This window comes from Chromobacterium sp. HL1, from assembly GCF_057418835.1.
Map to the genome: position 1 here is coordinate 1,771,258 of NZ_CP162399.1, position 16,460 is coordinate 1,787,717.

The 16,460-nt window shown below is 63.0% G+C and carries 10 protein-coding genes; all 10 read left to right on the forward strand.

Going from position 1 to position 16,460, the window contains the following annotated elements; all coding sequences use genetic code 11:
• The first annotated feature begins 27 nt into the window (after window positions 1–27).
• The 10 genes from AB1Z25_RS08215 (at window position 28) to AB1Z25_RS08260 (ending at window position 16,398) form a co-directional block, all read left to right on the forward strand.
• Window positions 28–2,292: a glycoside hydrolase gene (locus tag AB1Z25_RS08215; RefSeq protein ID WP_486636997.1), complete on the forward strand. Its 2,265-nt coding sequence runs from the start codon at window positions 28–30 to the stop codon at window positions 2,290–2,292.
• Window positions 2,293–2,696: 404 nt separating this feature from the next.
• On the forward strand, window positions 2,697–5,288 hold the full coding sequence (locus AB1Z25_RS08220) for a TonB-dependent receptor (protein WP_227103658.1): 2,592 nt from the start codon (window positions 2,697–2,699) through the stop codon (window positions 5,286–5,288).
• Between the two features lie 547 nt (window positions 5,289–5,835).
• Complete coding sequence (locus tag AB1Z25_RS08225) at window positions 5,836–8,406, forward strand: TonB-dependent receptor (RefSeq protein ID WP_486636998.1); 2,571 nt, start codon at window positions 5,836–5,838, stop codon at window positions 8,404–8,406.
• 98 nt (window positions 8,407–8,504) lie between these two features.
• Complete coding sequence (locus AB1Z25_RS08230) at window positions 8,505–9,161, forward strand: energy transducer TonB (RefSeq protein WP_227103654.1); 657 nt, start codon at window positions 8,505–8,507, stop codon at window positions 9,159–9,161.
• A 50-nt stretch (window positions 9,162–9,211) separates the two neighbouring features.
• Complete coding sequence (locus tag AB1Z25_RS08235; RefSeq protein WP_107799544.1) at window positions 9,212–9,943, forward strand: MotA/TolQ/ExbB proton channel family protein; 732 nt, start codon at window positions 9,212–9,214, stop codon at window positions 9,941–9,943.
• 10 nt (window positions 9,944–9,953) lie between these two features.
• Window positions 9,954–10,397, forward strand: coding sequence for an ExbD/TolR family protein (locus AB1Z25_RS08240; protein ID WP_227103650.1), 444 nt, complete (start codon window positions 9,954–9,956; stop codon window positions 10,395–10,397).
• A 13-nt stretch (window positions 10,398–10,410) separates the two neighbouring features.
• Window positions 10,411–10,830, forward strand: a complete 420-nt coding sequence (locus AB1Z25_RS08245) for an ExbD/TolR family protein (RefSeq protein WP_227103648.1) — start codon at window positions 10,411–10,413, stop codon at window positions 10,828–10,830.
• 206 nt (window positions 10,831–11,036) lie between these two features.
• Window positions 11,037–13,046, forward strand: coding sequence for a M13 family metallopeptidase (locus tag AB1Z25_RS08250; protein ID WP_486636999.1), 2,010 nt, complete (start codon window positions 11,037–11,039; stop codon window positions 13,044–13,046).
• Window positions 13,047–13,298: 252 nt separating this feature from the next.
• The gene (locus tag AB1Z25_RS08255; protein ID WP_486637000.1) at window positions 13,299–14,564 is read left to right on the forward strand and encodes a nitronate monooxygenase; all 1,266 of its coding nucleotides are present in this window, start codon (window positions 13,299–13,301) and stop codon (window positions 14,562–14,564) included.
• Window positions 14,565–14,718: 154 nt separating this feature from the next.
• Complete coding sequence (locus tag AB1Z25_RS08260; RefSeq protein WP_486637001.1) at window positions 14,719–16,398, forward strand: ShlB/FhaC/HecB family hemolysin secretion/activation protein; 1,680 nt, start codon at window positions 14,719–14,721, stop codon at window positions 16,396–16,398.
• The last annotated feature ends 62 nt before the right edge of the window (window positions 16,399–16,460 follow it).

Consider the following 16,460-nt stretch of genomic DNA (forward strand, 5'->3'; position numbering starts at 1 on the left):
TTGATTCCCATACGGAGAGTGCCCGCAATGCCGATATCCCCTCATTCCCTTGTTTTTGCGCTGGCGGCGATGTGTCTGCCCCTGAGCGCCTGGGCGCAGATCCGGCTGGAGAACGCGCAATGGAGGGTGGCGCTGGACCCGGCCACCCTGGCGGTGACCGCGACGCCGGCCGGACAGCCGCCGCTGGCGGTGTCGAGCGGCGGCCCGGCGCGCGCGGTGGCGGATCTGAACGCGGACGCGGCCGGCGCCGCCTGGTCCTGGGAGCGCGGCCGTTATCGCTTGAGCGCGCGCCTGGACGGGCCGGACCTGACGCTGACGGTTCAAGCCGGAGCCGGCGCAGCGGAGACCGTGCCGCTGCTGCGGCAGCCGGCGGCGGCGATGGGGCGCGGCTTGCTGCTGCCCTTGGCCGAGGGCAGTTATGCGCCGGCCGGCGACCCGCTGTGGCTGGATTTCCTGCCGCGCTTCGCCGGCGACGGGCTAAACACCTCGGAAAACCTCAGCTTGCCCTTGTGGGGCATGGACTACGGCGCGAGCAGCCTGCATTGGCTGCTGCTCAATCCCTTCAACAACCGTTTGAAGGTAAGCCGGGACGGCGCCGGCCTGGGGCTGGCGCTCAGCCATGATTTCAACGCCTTGAACCGGCGGGAGCCGATGATCTTGCTCTTGCATCTGGCGGACGGGGACCTCTTGGCCGGGGCCAAGCGTTATCGGCAATGGCTGATCGGGGCGGGGCGTTTCGAAAGCCTGGCCGACAAGATGCGCGCGCAGCCGGAAACCGCCAAGCTGGTGGGCGCCAGCCATGTCTATCTATGGGGCAACGATTTGCTGGGCGCGGAGGATGTGCGCGACTGGGGACGCTGGCTGAGCTTGCTGCGCGGCGACAGCGCGCTGGCGCGGCGGCTGAGAGGGCGCTTCGACGCCGAAGCCGCCGCGGCGCTGCGGACGGCCTCGGCCCGGCCCGACGCCTACCAGCGCCGGGTGCTGTTGGCGGCCTTCAATCAGGCGGCCACGGCGGAGGCGCGCGCCGGCTGGCTGAGCGCCGCGCCGGCGTGGAACAAGCTGGCCGAGCCTTACCGCCGCCTGCGGCGCGAGGTGAGGGAAGTGTTCGGCGCGGCCTTGGGCGAGCCTGACGATTGGGGCGGCGGCTTGTCGCTCCGCACGCTGCGGGCCTTGCGCGCGGCCGGCCTGGAGCGCCTGTGGCTGGGCATGGACAATTGGGAGGGCGGCTTGTGGCAGCCGCAAGCGATGAAGGCGGGCGTGCGCGCCGGCTATCTGATGGCGGCCTACGATTCCTATGAAACCGCCTTGCCGCCCGGGCAGCGCGAGGATTGGCTGACGGCGCAGCAGGGCGCCGCCGCGTACCGGAACTGCGGCATTACCTTGGCCAGCGGCCGGCGCAAGAGCGGCTTCCAGCAGTCCGGCTATTACACCAACCCGGATTGCGTGCGGCCGGTCTTGCGTCAGCGCAGCCAGGCGCTGCATCAGGCGCTGGGTTTCAACAGCTGGTTTCTGGACGCCTACGCCACCGGCATGGTGTTCGACGATCACAGCCCCGGCCGGCGGACCAGCCAGGCCGGCGTGGCGGCCGGCAATGAACGCAGCATGGCCTGGGTGCGGGACCGCTTCGGCGTGCCGGTGGGTTCGGAAAACGGCAACGCCGCCACCTCGCGCGGCATCGCCTTCGCGCACGGCATGCAGGTGCCGGTGCTGGGCTGGGGCGATCCCGATCTGCAGAAAAATCCCAAATCGCCGTACTTCCTGGGCCGCTGGTTTCCGGCGAATCAGCCTGAGGTGTTTTTTCGCGCCGTGCCCCTGAAACAGCCGTATCTGAATATTTACTACCAGCCGGGCTACCGCTTGCCGCTTTACCAGGCGGCGTTCCACGACTCCATCGTCACCAGCAATCACTGGCTGTACGACAACCTGAAGTTCAGCAACGCCTATGCCGACAATCTGCTGACGCAATGGCTGTACAACACGCCGCCGCTCTGGCACCTGAGCGTGGAGAGCCTGGAAAAGCGGCTGCCGCTGATGCGCTGCGCCGATCAGGTGTTCCGGCCGCTGCACCGGCAACTGGCGACCCAGGCCATGACTGGTTTTGCCTGGCTGACGCCGGACCGCTTGTCGCAACAGACCCGCTTTGCGGACGGCAGCCGCTTGACGGTGAATTTCAGCGCCGAGCCGCGGCAGCTGGAAGGACGCGAACTGGCCGGCCGGGCGATGCGGGTGCAACTGTCCGGGCAGCCGGAGCGCACGGTTTCCTTAAAGGATTGCGAGCCGGCTCCGGCCTGATGGACCGCTGTTTGGCCCGGTGTTCCGCAGGCATGAGTTAAACGCATTGATTTAATCGTCTATCTGATTTTTACACATGTCATAAAAATATCGTGCCACACAGCGCATTGGCAAAATGACAACGCGCCGCTGTAAACGCCACAGCGGCGGCCTGCGCGCCGCCATCGGGCGTAAGCCTTTGCCGGCGGCCTTTCCGGCCGATGGCGGCGCGACGGTTTTCATCCAGGACGCCGCCGTGGGCGGAAAGACGGTATGTGACGATTCATGATGTCGATTGACCGTCTGTAATAAATGCTCCAAGCATCGTGTCAGGCCATATGACAAATAGTCTGCGGCTGGATGATCTGCCGAAAGCGTGTCTAGAGAAGCGCGCTAAGCAGGTTAGACACATGACTGGAGAAATCATGAGAACTAGCAAGAAGAAGTTGGTGCTGGCCCTGGCCCTGGCAGGCCTGGGCGGCCAAGCCGGCAGCGTTTGGGCGGCGGAATCGAGCAGCGGCACCCTGGACCGGGTGGAAATCACAGGGTCTAACATCAAGCGCAGCATCAAGCAGGAAAAAGCGCTGCCGGTGACGGTGGTTCGCACCGAGGAAATGAGCAAGCAGGGCTTCACCACGGTGGAGCAGGTGGTGAATTCGCTGGCCAGCAACCAGTCCAGCATGGTGGGCGCTTCGTCGGTGCAGACGGTGTCGGGCGGCGCCTCCTACGCCAGCCTGCGCGGCCTGGGCTCGCAGTACACGCTGGTGCTGCTGGACGGCCGCCGCGTCGCCAGCCAGGCGATTGGCGGCTACGCCACGGATTTGAACGCCATCCCGCTGTCGGCGATTGAGCGCATCGAGGTGCTGCGCGACGGCGCTTCCGCCATCTACGGCACCGACGCCATCGGCGGCGTGATCAACTTCATCACCAAGAAAAGCTATCAGGGTGTGACGGTGGCGGGCGAGCTGGTGTCCACCGACCACAAGGGCGGCAATACCGGCAGCGCCAGCATCACCGCCGGCATCGGCGATCTGAACAAGGACGGCTACAACGTTTACGGCTCCCTGAGTTATCAGAAGCTGGACGCCATCACCACGCTGAACCGTTCCTTCGCCAACAAATACCTGACCGCGGACAATCTGAGCGGCCGGGTCTTCCCGTCCAACTTCACCTACAAGGGCAACGCCTACAACCCGACGGCGCCGAATTGCAAACCGCCGTACGCCAAGCCGATAGACGCCAACTCCTGTGGCGAGAACGCCACCCTCTACATGGACTTGACGCCGGAGGTGGAGCAACTGACCGCCTTCGCCAAGGGCACCAAGCAGATTGGGGAACATACCCTGTCGCTGCAGTACATGGGGGCGCGCAATCTGAGCACCACGCGCATCTCGCCGGCGCCGCTGGCCAAGATCGCCACCCTGAAGGCGGGCGACAAGTATTATCCGACCCATTTGCCGGACGGCACGCCCACCGACGGCAGCGATGTGGTGATCAACTCGCGCGCGGTGCCGCTGGGGCCGCGCGTGACCGAGAGCCTGTCCACCACGCAGCGGCTGGCTTTCAACGCCGAAGGCTTGCTGGCGGGCTGGGATTACCGCGGCGGGGTGGCCTACTCCGAGAACAAGACCATCATCAATTACAAGTCCGGCTATGTGCACGGCGACAAGATCGCCGCCGCCTTCCAGGACGGCACCATCAATCCCTTCGGCGATTCCGCGCCGGGCGCCTGGCAGAGCACCGAGCTGAAGGGCGATGGCTGGATCGCCAAATATCAGACGGTGATGGCGGACTTCAAGGTCAGCAAGGAGGTGTTTCAGTTGCCGGCCGGCATGGTGGCGACGGCTTTCGGCGTGGAAACCCGGCGTGAGAAGCTGGACAGCCAGATCCAGGACATCGCCCAGTTTGCGTTGGGCTCCGGCATCGCCGATTCCAAGTCCACCAGCGGCAGCCGCGGCGTGACCGCGGCCTATGTCGAAGCGGACATCCCCATCTTCAAGAACTTCGACGCCCAGCTGGCGGCGCGTTACGACCGCTACACCGACTTCGGCAGCTCCTTCAACCCCAAGATCGCCGTCAAGTATCAGCCTATCCCTCAGGTCTTGTTCCGCTCCTCGGCCAGCAAGGGCTTCCGCGCGCCGACGCTGTACGACGTGTTCACGCCCAATAGCAAGACCTACACCGCCAACAAGTTCAACGACCCCTTGCGCTGCCCGGGCGGCACGCCGGCCAACGGCGGCAACAAGGTGGATGATTGCAACACCCAGTTCGAAGCCTTGCAGGGCGGCAACAACAATTTGTCGCCGGAGAAGGCCAGCTCGCTGACCTTCGGCATCGTGATCGAGCCGATCAAGGAAATCACCGCCAGCGCGGACTTCTGGTGGACCACGGTGAAGGACACCATCGGCGCGCTGGATCCGGGCGTGATTTTCGCCGATCCGGGCAAGTACGCGGACAAGTTTGTGCGCAACCCCGACGGTTCGCTCAACCATGTGATCACCACCACCCAGAACCTGGGCACTTTGAGCGCGGCCGGCGTGGACATCAGTCTGGCTTTCCGTCTGCCCAAGATGGCTTGGGGCAATTTCGGCGTCAATCTGGACGGCACCTACACCTCCAAGTACCAGCAGCAAATGGAGCCCAAGGGCCCTTATCTGAGCTCTCTGGGCGGTTGGTATCAGAATATTCTGCAGCCGACCTTGCGCTGGAAGCACAGCCTGGCGTTCAACTGGGCCCAGGGGCCGTGGAGCGGGGTATTGGTGCAGAACTACTCGTCCGGCTACACCGACCTGAATCCCAACGATGAAGGCCATAATGTGCGCCCGTACTCCAACTGGAACCTGTCCGGCAGCTATGTGTGGGACAAGAAGCTGACCATTACCGCCGGCATCCGCAATCTGTTCGACCAGGAGCCGCCGTTCAGCAACCAGACCAAAACCTTCCAGTACGGCTTTGACCCGGTGGTGGCGGACCCGGTGGGGCGCGCCTACTTCCTGAAAGCCAGCTACAAGCTCTAAGCCTCGCCAAGGTGGTTTGATCAAGCCCCGTCGCGCCGTTTGGCGCGGCGGGGTTTTATGTTTTTGGAATGAATTTGGCTGAGGGCATGCTGCTAAGTTGGCGTGGTTTAGATTGGATATGAATGTTTTTTTACATGCCTGCCATTAAAAAAACGAATGCATAAGTTTTTGCAAAATTAGTCTAATCTGAAATTCTTGTACGAATTTGTCGTAAAAATGCAAAAAAGCAACAATGGCAAGTTGTTCTCACCATGGAAAATGACATGGAATTAGCGGCTTTCTGTAAAAGCTGCTGGCAAAAATCAGGGGCATAGTCTATTGATTTTCAAGCGCTAACATGATTTTTGCGCATTTCTCCGTCAAAAGGCGCGTTTAAACGTGGCGCCGGACGAGCAGGATCGCCCCTCAACAAATATTGACGGGGGGCAACAATCCTTAACACACTCGAAACACGGTCATGACGTTCGATTGTCGACGACCTGCAGTATCCAGCAAACGTTCGTCAGAAGCGCTGCTGGTTTCCGTGTGCAGTTAAGGAGAAATCAAGTTGAGAAGTCAAAAGAAGCAGCTAGTGCTTGCCCTGGCCATGGCCGGCATGGCGAGCCATGCGCCGTTCGCATTCGCCGCTGAGGCGAACTCCGGTCAACTGGACCGGGTGGAGATCACCGGTTCCAACATCAAGCGCAGCATCAAGCAGGAAAAGGCGCTGCCCGTCACCATTCTCAAAACCGAAGACCTGGCCAAGCAGGGTCTGACCACGGTGGAGCAGGTGGTCAACAGCATCGCCGCCAACCAGTCGTCGCAAGGGGCTAGCGCCTCGGTCGGCGCGTCCTCCGGCGGCGGCTCTTTCGCCAGCTTGCGCGGCCTGGGCAATCAATACACGCTGGTCTTGCTGGACGGCCGCCGCATGGCCAATCAGGCGATTGACGGCACCTCCGCCGACCTGAACGCCATTCCGCTGTCCGCCATCGAGCGCGTGGAAGTGTTGCTGGACGGCGCCTCCGCCATCTACGGCACCGACGCCATCGGCGGCGTGATGAACTTCATCACCAAGAAGAGCTTGAAGGGCTTCAGCATCGGCGGCAGCCTGGCCAATCCGCAGCACGGCGGCGGCGATGAAAAGCGCGTCAACGCCTCCTACGGCATCGGCGACTTGAACCAGGACGGTTTCAACGTCTACGGCGCCATCGACTACCTGAAGCAGGATATGGTGATGGCGGGCCAGCGTGATTTCGCCAAGCAAATCACCCCCTATACCAGCACCAGCCCCAATGCATGGCCCGGCAACTATCTGGACGGCAGAACCAACAAGTGGGTGACGCCTTCCGCGCCGAAATGCGCGCCGCCCTTTTCGCAGTACGTAGGCGGGCGTTGCGTTGAGTATTTCTCTTTGTACCCCAGCATCATCCCGCAGGTGGAGCAGATTTCCGGCCTGATCAAGGCCACCAAGCGCATTGGCGACAACCACGAGCTGTCGCTGCAATACACCCGCACCGAAACAATCACCACTGCGCAGAACGCGCCGCTGCCGACCGCCGGCGACATCACCCGCGCCAACGCGGTGGACCCGAGCAAGCGCGACAAGCTGTATGTGCGCACCATTCCGCTGGGCAATCGCGAGACCGAAGCCAACTCGGTCACGCAGCGCCTGATGCTGAATATGGAAGGCCTGATCGCCGGTTGGGATTACCGCGCCGGCATCGGCCGTTCGGAAAACCTGATCAAGGAAAACCTGACCTCCGGCTACGTCAGCAAGAGCAAGATGCAGTCCGCGGTCGACAGCGGCGCGCTGGATCCGTTCGATCTGTCCGGCAACAACCTCGCTGCCTGGCGCTCGGTGGGCATGACCGGCCAGACCAAGGAAGCCAAGTCCACCATCGACATGGCCGACATCAAGGCCAGCCGCGAAGTGTTGCAACTGCCGGCCGGCATGCTGGCGATCGCGCTGGGCGCGGAAGTGCGCCGCGAGTCCTTGAGCACGATCTACAACAAAGCGGTGACCCGCGACGCCTTGAGCACGGGCCAGGACAAGACTGAAGATTCCAGCGGCAGCCGTTCCGCCTACGCTTTCTACGGCGAGGCGGACATTCCGGTGCTGAAGAACCTGGATGTGCAACTGGCCGCGCGCTACGACCACTACAGCGATACCGACAGCTCGATCAACCCGAAAGTCGCCTTCAAGTTCCAGCCCAGCTCGCAAGTGATGTTCCGCGGCTCGGCCAGCACCGGCTTCCGCGCGCCGTCGCTGTACAATATCTACCGCCCCAACCAGTTGCAGCTGACCAGCAGCAGCTACGTTGATTACGGCGCTTGTCCGGACGGCGTGAATCCTGCGCCGGGCGCAGACGGCACCGCTTGCACCAAGATGCAGCGCAATAAGCGCATTGCGGGCAACAAGAAGCTGGAACCGGAAAAGTCGTCCTCCTTGTCCTTCGGCATGGTGATCGAACCGGTCAAGGACTTCACCGCCAGCGCGGATTTCTGGTGGACCATGATCAAGGGTCAGATCAGCGTTCTGGACGAAACCGCCATCTTCGCGGATCCGGTCAAGTACTCTAAAAACTTTGTCCGCGACGGCAACGGCAATCTGTCCTACATCATCGACGACTACGACAACCTGGGCAATCTGAGCGCCGCCGGCGTCGACGTCAAGCTGAACTGGGTATTGCCCAAGACCGCCGCCGGCACCTTCACCGCGACCCTGGACGGCACTTATCTGTCCAAGTACTCCTACCAGAACGAGAAAAACGGCCCGTATTACAGCAGCCTGGGCTCGTACATCGACGGCGGTCCGACTTTCCGTTGGCAGCATAACCTGACTTTGGGCTGGGCTTACGGCCCGTGGGGCGCGATGCTGGCCCAGAACTACAAGTCCGGTTACACCGATGCCAACCCGGCAGGTCAGGACCACAACGTCAGACCTTACTCCACCTGGAATATGTCTGGTTCCTATACCTGGAACAAAAAGCTGACGGTGACCGCCGGCATCAAGAATCTGTTCGATCAAGAGCCGCCTTACTCCAATCAGTTAACGCGTTCGACTCAGCAGAACTACGATCCGCGCTTTACCGATCCGATGGGCCGTTCCTTCTTCCTCAAGGCTAATTACAAGCTCTAAGGCGGCGGGAAACTGGATGGGGCGGACTGGAGTCCGCCCCGTTCTCGGGCCCGGCGGCGCGCCGCCGCCGGGCGAATCAGAAGACAGTGGATATAAACATGACGAGCATCACAGCCAGAGGAATCGGCGGTCCCCCGCCCAAGCGCCGCATTGCGGGCTTGGTCGGCGTGATCGTCTTCCATGCACTGTTGATCTACGCGCTGGTGTCGGGCCTGGCCCAGGGCGTGGTCAAAGTGATCCAGCAAAAAGTGGAAGTGGCGGTCATCAGCGAACCGCCGCCGCCTCCGCCCCCTCCGCCCCCCAAAATAGAAAAAGTGGTGCAGCCCACCGCCGCGCCCAAGCCGCAGGCCTATGTGCCGCCGGTGGTCAATCCGCCGCCGGTCACCTCCACGGCCAACGCGATCCAGTCCACCACCTCGGACCCGGCGCCGCAGCCGGCGCCCACTCCCGCCCCGGCGGTGGAGGCGCCCAAGGGTCCGGTGTCGGCCAAGGCCAACTGCACCCAGCTGCAAGCCCCGGAATACCCGAGCAAGGCGCAGCAGGACGAGATCCAGGGCGTGGTGCGCGTGGCCTTCCAGGTGGGCGACAACGGCCGCTTCAGCCACATCGCCAACATCTCGTTCGACGGCGGCATCCCGCCGCGTTACCGCAGCGGCTTCCAGTCGGCGATCAGCGCCGCGCTGCAAGGCTATAGCTGCAAACCCAACAGCCTGTTGAGCCAGGAATTCGGCTTCAAACTCGACTCCGGCGAATGAGCGCGAGCGCGCCTCGACCGGAGCACAGCAACTCTTAGGAGAACCAAAGCATGACCAAGACCACTCGCACCGCCTTCGCCGCCCTGGCCCTGCTGGCCAGCCTGCCTGTCCTGGCCGCCGAAACCGCGCACGTGACCAGCAACCCGTACGGCATCGACGCCCTGTGGGCGCAAGGCGACATCGTCGCGCGCGGCACCCTGATCATTCTGCTGATCATGTCCGCGGCCACCTGGTACGTGGGCATCGTCAAACTGCTGGAACAGCGCCGCCTGCTGAAGCAAGGCCGGGAACTGCTGGCGTCTCACGGCGCGGAACTGCAAAAACGCGCGAGCGAACTGGCCGACGAAGGCATGTTCAGCGCGGTGGCGGCGGCCGGCATTGACGCGGCGGCCGAACACAAGGGCGAACTGGCCGGCCGCGTCGACCTCAACACCTGGGTGTCGATGGCCATCTCCGACGCGGTGGACTCCGCCAGCCACCATATGCAAAACGGCCTGTCGGTGGTGGCCACCGTGGGTTCCACGGCGCCCTTCGTCGGCCTGTTCGGCACGGTATGGGGCATTTACCACGCGCTGACCGCGATCGGCATGTCCGGCCAGGCGTCGATCGACAAAGTGGCGGGCCCGGTAGGCGAGGCGCTGATCATGACCGCGATCGGTCTGGGCGTGGCGGTGCCGGCGGTGCTGGGATACAACTGGCTGGTGCGTCGCAACAAGCTGGTGCTGGACATGGTGCGCGTGGTGGCCGGCCGCCTGCACGCCAGCCTGCTGAACGCGCGCTGAGGCGACGACGATGAAGGGGCGCAACGCAAGATTCGGCCAAGGCCACGGCAAGGGCGACGAAGACGCGGTGATGTCCGCGATCAACACCACGCCGCTGGTGGACGTGATGCTGGTGCTGCTGATCATCTTCCTGATCACGGTGCCGGTGGTGACGCAGACGGTGAAGATGGCCTTGCCGAAGGAAAGCAATATCCCGACGCAGACCAAGCCGGAGAACATCGTGCTGGGGGTGGACACCGGCAACACCATCTACTGGAACACCACGCCGGTGAAGACGCAGGAAGAACTGCTGGCGCGGCTGGTGAAGGAGGCGAAGAAGGAGCCGCAGCCGGAAGTGCACATCCGGGGGGATCTGGCGGCGAAGTACAGCCCGATCGGCCGGATCGTGCTGGCGGTGCAGCAGGCGGGGATCGTGAAGATCGCCTTTATTACCGAACCGCCGCCGCGCAACTAGAAGGGAGAGCAAGATGGGAATGAACGTAGGCTCGTCCGACGACGAGCTGATGGTGGAGATGAACACCACGCCCTTGATCGACGTGATGCTGGTGCTGCTGATCATGTTGATCATCACCATCCCGATCCAGACGCACGCGGTGAAGCTGGACATGCCGGTGAGCAGTCCGGCGAAGCCGATGGAGAAGCCGGTGGTGGTGCAGATCGACATTGCGGCGGACAACGGGATCTTGTGGAACGGAGAGCGTTTGGCGAACCGGGAGGCTTTGGAGAAGAAGCTGACGGAAGCGGCGGCGCGGGCGCCGCAGCCGGAGTTCCACATCAAGCCGAACAAGGACGCGGGGTATGAGCCGGTGGCGATGGTGCTGGCGGAGTCGCAGCGTTTGGGTGTGACTAAATTGGGCATCGTGGGCTCCGAGCAGTTTGTGCAGTGATCCCGCGAGTCCGGCCAAGGCACACCTTATATAACTTGTCTTGATTCATATATTGTCTTTGTCATGAAATTGATGTTTGACCCCTTGTGAGGAAAAGGCAGCCTTCGGGCTGCCTTTATTTCGCAATTGCGAGCCGGCCCGGCATTTTCACCGGAACCAAAACAAGGAAAACAGGGCCGCAGAGAAATGGAGTGAAAGGAACCCCGATGAAAATGAAGTTAGCCCTGATGGCCGCCAGCCTGTTGCTGGCTTGGCAAGCGCAAGCCAGCGCCGTGTCCGGCATCGACAAACAGCATTTCGACAGCGCGGTGCGTCCGCAAGACGATATCTATCACGCGGTCAACGGCGCCTGGGTCAAGCACGCGGTGTTGCCGGCGTCCGAAGACAACGACGGCGCTTTCAAGCAATTGCGCGATCTGAGCCTGGAGCGCAGCCGCAAGCTGATAGAGGAGGCCGCCGCCAAGCCGAAGGCGTCGGCTGAGGCGCAAAAGATCGGCGATCTGTATTACAGCTTCATGGACGAGGCCGCGCTGGACAAGCTGGGCCTGACGCCGATGCGCGGCGAACTGACGGCCATCGCCGCCTTGAAGGACAAGAGCGCCTTGGCGGCCTGGATGGGCGCGGCGCAGGGCCTGGGCGTGCAACAGCCCTTGGCTTTTTACGTTGAAGCGGACGCCAAGGACGCGCGCCAATACCTGGCCGGCCTGTATCAGAACGGCCTGAGCATGCCGGACCGCGACTACTATCTGGGCAAGGACGCGCGCTTCGAGAAGGCGCGCCAGGCTTATCGCGCCTATCTGGTCAAACTATTCAAGCTGGGCGGCTACGCCGACGCGGAGCAGCGCGCCCAGCGCGTGTTCGCGCTGGAAACCAAGTTGGCGGAAGCCCAGTGGAGCAAGGTGCAGAACCGGGACCCGCAAAAGACTTACAACAAGATGAGCGTGGCCGAGCTGAAAAAGCGGGCGCCGGGCTTTGACTGGCAGGCTTTCCTGGACGCGGCCGAGGCCGGCGGTATCAGCGCCGTCAACGTCAATCAGCCCAGCTACGCAGAGGCCTGGGCCAAGCTGGCGGCCGCGTTGCCGCTGCAAGACTGGCAGGATTATCTGACGGCGCAGACGCTGGACGCCTACGCGCCTTATCTGGACGGCGTCCTGGCGCAGACCCGTTTCGATTTCCACGGCAAGGCGCTGGCCGGCACGCTGGAGCAACAGCCGCGCTGGAAGCGCGGGGTGAAGGCGGTGGAGGGCAATCTGGGCGAAGCCCTGGGCAAGCTCTATGTGCAGGCTTACTTCCCGCCGGAGTCCAAGGCCAAGATGGAAGCGCTGGTGGGCAATCTGATGAAGGCCTACGCCCAGAGCATAGACACGCTCAGCTGGATGAGCCCGGCCACCAAGAAGGCCGCGCAGGAAAAACTGTCCAAATACATGCTGAAGATAGGCTATCCCAACAAGTGGAGAGACTACGGCGGCCTGGAGATCAAGCGGGACGATCTGGTGGGCAATATCAAGCGCGGCTCGATGTTCGAATACCGCCGCATGCTGGCCCGCTTGGGCAAGCCGGTGGACCGCGAGGAGTGGGGGATGACGCCGCAAACCGTCAACGCCTACTACAACCCGTCGCTGAACGAAATCGTGTTTCCGGCCGCCATTCTGCAGCCGCCGTTCTTTGACGCCAAGGCGGACGACGCCGCCAATTACGGCGGCATCGGCGCGGTGATCGGCCATGAAATCAGTCACGGTTTCGACGATCAGGGCAGCCAGTTCGACGGCGACGGCAATATGCGCAATTGGTGGACGGCGGAAGACCGGGCCCGTTTCGACCAGCTGACCGGCAAGCTGGTGGCGCAGTACAGCGGCTACGAACCCTTGCCGGGCAAGCATATCAACGGCGAACTGACGCTGGGGGAGAACATCGCCGACAACGCCGGCCTGCAAATCGCCTACAAAGCCTACCTGCTGTCCCTGGACGGCAAGCGCGCGCCGACGATAGACGGCATGAGCGGCGACCAGCGTTTCTTCTACGGTTTCGCCCAAGTGTGGCGCACCAAGATTCGCGACGAGGCCTTGTTGTCGCGTTTGGTGACCGATCCGCATTCGCCGGGGGAGTTCCGCGCCATCGGCGCGGCGAGCAATAGCGACGCCTTCGCCAAAACCTTCGAGGTCAAGCCCGGCGACAAGATGTTCAAGCCCCAGGACGAGCGCATTCGCATTTGGTAAGCGCCGGCGCAATGCCCGCCGCGCGTCGGCGAGCTGGAAAAAGCCGGGGTCTCCCGGCTTTTTCAATGGCAGGCGCGTAGCACGGCTGCAATCTGGCGGGCGCATAGTGGCTTGGGCGGGCTAAAGTCCAGATTGCGGCCCGGCGGTCTCGGTCCCGGCCGAGAGCTCGGAGCAAAAACTCTAAAAAAATGGATTTTCCCACAATGCGGGGGGATAATGCCCGCCAGCATTCAGGAGAGATAGGCTGATTTAATGAAGTGCGTTGACGATTTCAGACTGCGGCTGGGCAAGCAGGAGCTGGTGCCCATCATGATAGGCGGCATGGGCGTGGACATCTCCACCTCGGCGCTGGCGCTGGAAGCGGCCAGGCTGGGCGGCGTGGGCCATATTTCCGACGCCATGGTGCCCACGGTGACCGACCGCCGCTTCAACACCAAATACGTCAAAGACAAGCTCAAGCAGTACAAATTCAATGTCGAGAACAGCGACAAATCCGTCGTGCAGTTCGACTTGGGCCTGCTGGCCGAGGCCACCCGCATGCATGTGGGCAAGACCATGGAAGCCAAACGCGGCGACGGCCTGGTCTTCATCAACTGCATGGAAAAGCTGACCATGAACGCGCCCAAGGAAACCTTGCGCACGCGCATGCACGCCGCGCTGGACGCCGGTATCGACGGCATCACCCTGGCCGCCGGTCTGCACCTGGGCTCCTTCGCGCTGATGGAAGACCACCCGCGCTTTCGCGACGCCAAACTCGGCATCATCGTCTCCTCGCTGCGCGCCCTGCAGCTCTTCCTGAAAAAGAGCGCGCGCAGCAACCGCTTGCCGGACTACGTGGTGGTGGAAGGCCCGCTGGCCGGCGGCCACCTCGGCTTCGGCATGGACTGGGCGCAATACGATCTGGCCGCCATCGTCGTGGAAATCCGCGACTGGCTGCGGGCGGAGCAACTGGACATCCCGCTGATTCCGGCCGGCGGCGTGTTCACCGGCAGCGATGCGACCAACTTTCTGGAGATGGGCGCCGGCGCGGTGCAGGTGGCCACCCGCTTTACCGTGGCGCGCGAATGCGGCCTGCCGGAGAAGGTGCAGCAGGAATACTTCAAGGCCAACGAGGACGACATCGAAGTCAACCAGCTGTCGCCCACCGGCTATCCGATGCGGATGATCAAGCACTGTCCGGCCATCGGCGACGGCATCCGGCCCAATTGCGAGGCCTACGGCTATCTGCTGGACGCCAAGGGCGGCTGTTCCTATATCGAGGCCTATAACCGCGAAGTGGCCGCCCACCCCGGCGAGCGCCGCATCAAGGTGTGGGACAAGACCTGTTTGTGCACGCAGATGCGCAATTTCGATTGCTGGACCTGCGGCCACAACGCCTATCGTCTCAAAGACACCACAGTCCGGCGCGAAGACGGCGGCTATCAACTGCTCAGCGCCGAGCACGTGTTCCACGACTACCAATACAGCAAGGATCACAAAATCGCCTTGCCGGAGCTGGAGAGCATTGTTCTGGCTTGAGCGGAACAAGACGCGGCAGACTAAAAACCGGAAGCGAGGCTTCCGGTTTTTTTATGTGTTACGTATTTTCACGTAGTTACCTTGTGATTGTCATTATTTAAAATGGGAACATAAATACCATTTAAATAATTTAAAATAATCACTCTAAGTCTCCGTGAACCATACCCTGATTCAGGCCGCCGTTTTGGGCGGCTTTCTTGTTCCCGCCGCCGGCGCCGCCGCGCTGGATGAACACATTCTTCGGCATCAGCAACAACAACTGGAGCAGCAGCGGGAAGAGCTGCAACGGCGGCCCGACGTGCTCCAATCCCCATCCGCGCCCAGTCCCGCCGCTCTGCCCGCCGCCGCGGGGGCTCATGAAGGCGCGTGTTTCACGGTGAGGCAAATCGCGCTGGAGGGCATGCCCGTCGCCTGGCGCGGCTGGCTGCCTGCGGCGGCGGCCCGCTGGCAAGGCCAATGCCTGGGCTTGGCCCAACTGGACCAGGTGGTGGCGGAGCTGAGCAATGCGATGGTGGAGCGCGGCTATGTCACCAGCCGGGTGTATCTGCCGGAGCAAAACCTGACGCAGGGACGCTTGCGGCTGGCGGTGGTGCCCGGCCGCATCCATCAAATCCGGCTCAAGGAAGGGCCGGGCGACCGCGGCCTGGCGTCTGCCTTTCCGCTTGGCGCCGGCGACATTCTCAATGTGCGCGCGCTGGAGCAGGGGCTGGAGCAATTGGGGCGGGTGCCCACCCAGCAGGCGACGATGGAAATCGTCCCCGGACAACAGCCGGGCGAAAGCGACGTGGCGGTCAGCCGCAGCCGCGCGCGCCAGCTGACCGGGCAACTGAGCCTGGACGACAGCGGCCAGCCCGCCACCGGCAGGCTGCAGAGCAACGCCAGCCTGCTGCTGGGCGGCGCCACCGGCTTCAACGATCTGCTGTCCCTGTCCTGGAGTCAGGACGCCGAGCATATCGCCCACCCGCTGAGCCAGGCGCATACCGTGTCCTGGCTGCTGCCCTGGGGCGATTGGACTGCCTTCGCCAGCTATAGCGCGTTCGCGTACCGGCAAACGGTGCAGGGCGTCAACCAATCCTTCTCTTCCAGCGGCCATAGCCGCAATACCCTGCTATCGCTGGCGCGCTTGCTTCACCGAGACCAGAGCAGCAAGACCGAACTCAAGGCCAGCCTGACCCGCAAGGCCTTGCGCAGTTTTATCGAAGACGCGGAAATCGTGCAGCAGCGCCGCGATCTGACCATCGCCGGCCTGGAGCTGAGTCATCGCCGCTATCTGGGCGAAGCGGTGCTGGACGCCTCGCTGGCGTATCAGCGCGGCATCGGCGGCTGGGGCGCGCAAAACGAAGAGCAAACGGCCGCCTCCGGCTTCACCGCCCGCCATGAGCTGTTTCAAAGCCGTCTGGCCTTGCAGCTGCCGCTGCGCTTGGGCAGCCAAACCTGGCGTTGGAGCAGCGAGCTGCGCGGCCAGTACAGCGCCGATCCGCTGCTGCCCTCGGAACAGTTTTCCATCGGCAGCCGTTACACCGTGCGCGGCTTCAACAGCAACAGCCTCAGCGGCCGCGGCGGCCTGTACTGGCGCAATGAGTTGAGCGCGCCGCTGCCGGCCATGGCCGGCGCGCAGCTGGAAGGCTATCTGGGCCTGGACGCCGGCCGGGTGTCGCATCCGGCTTACGCCGACGACAGCAGTCGCAGCCTTTCCGGCTGGGCCGCCGGCCTGCGCGCGCAGTTGGCGGGCAAACTCAGCGCCGAACTCAGCCACGAACGCGCAATGCGCCAGCCGCAAGGCTGGAACCGGCCCGCCATCACCCATTTCAACCTGACCCTGCTCTGGCAATAAGCCCGTTTTGCCGAGCTCCCGGCCTTGAGCGTGTGTTCAAGGCCAGGCCCTGTCCCGTTTCG

What these genes read in the sequence shown, in the direction of transcription:
- AB1Z25_RS08235 (WP_107799544.1), top strand. Translation starts at nt 9,212, where the DNA reads ATGACCAAGACCACTCGCACCGCCTTCGCCGCCCTGGCCCTGCTGGCC.
- AB1Z25_RS08220 (WP_227103658.1), top strand. Translation starts at nt 2,697, where the DNA reads ATGAGAACTAGCAAGAAGAAGTTGGTGCTGGCCCTGGCCCTGGCAGGC.
- AB1Z25_RS08240 (WP_227103650.1), top strand. Translation starts at nt 9,954, where the DNA reads ATGAAGGGGCGCAACGCAAGATTCGGCCAAGGCCACGGCAAGGGCGAC.
- AB1Z25_RS08215 (WP_486636997.1), top strand. Translation starts at nt 28, where the DNA reads ATGCCGATATCCCCTCATTCCCTTGTTTTTGCGCTGGCGGCGATGTGT.
- AB1Z25_RS08255 (WP_486637000.1), top strand. Translation starts at nt 13,299, where the DNA reads ATGAAGTGCGTTGACGATTTCAGACTGCGGCTGGGCAAGCAGGAGCTG.
- AB1Z25_RS08230 (WP_227103654.1), top strand. Translation starts at nt 8,505, where the DNA reads ATGACGAGCATCACAGCCAGAGGAATCGGCGGTCCCCCGCCCAAGCGC.
- AB1Z25_RS08250 (WP_486636999.1), top strand. Translation starts at nt 11,037, where the DNA reads ATGAAAATGAAGTTAGCCCTGATGGCCGCCAGCCTGTTGCTGGCTTGG.
- AB1Z25_RS08245 (WP_227103648.1), top strand. Translation starts at nt 10,411, where the DNA reads ATGGGAATGAACGTAGGCTCGTCCGACGACGAGCTGATGGTGGAGATG.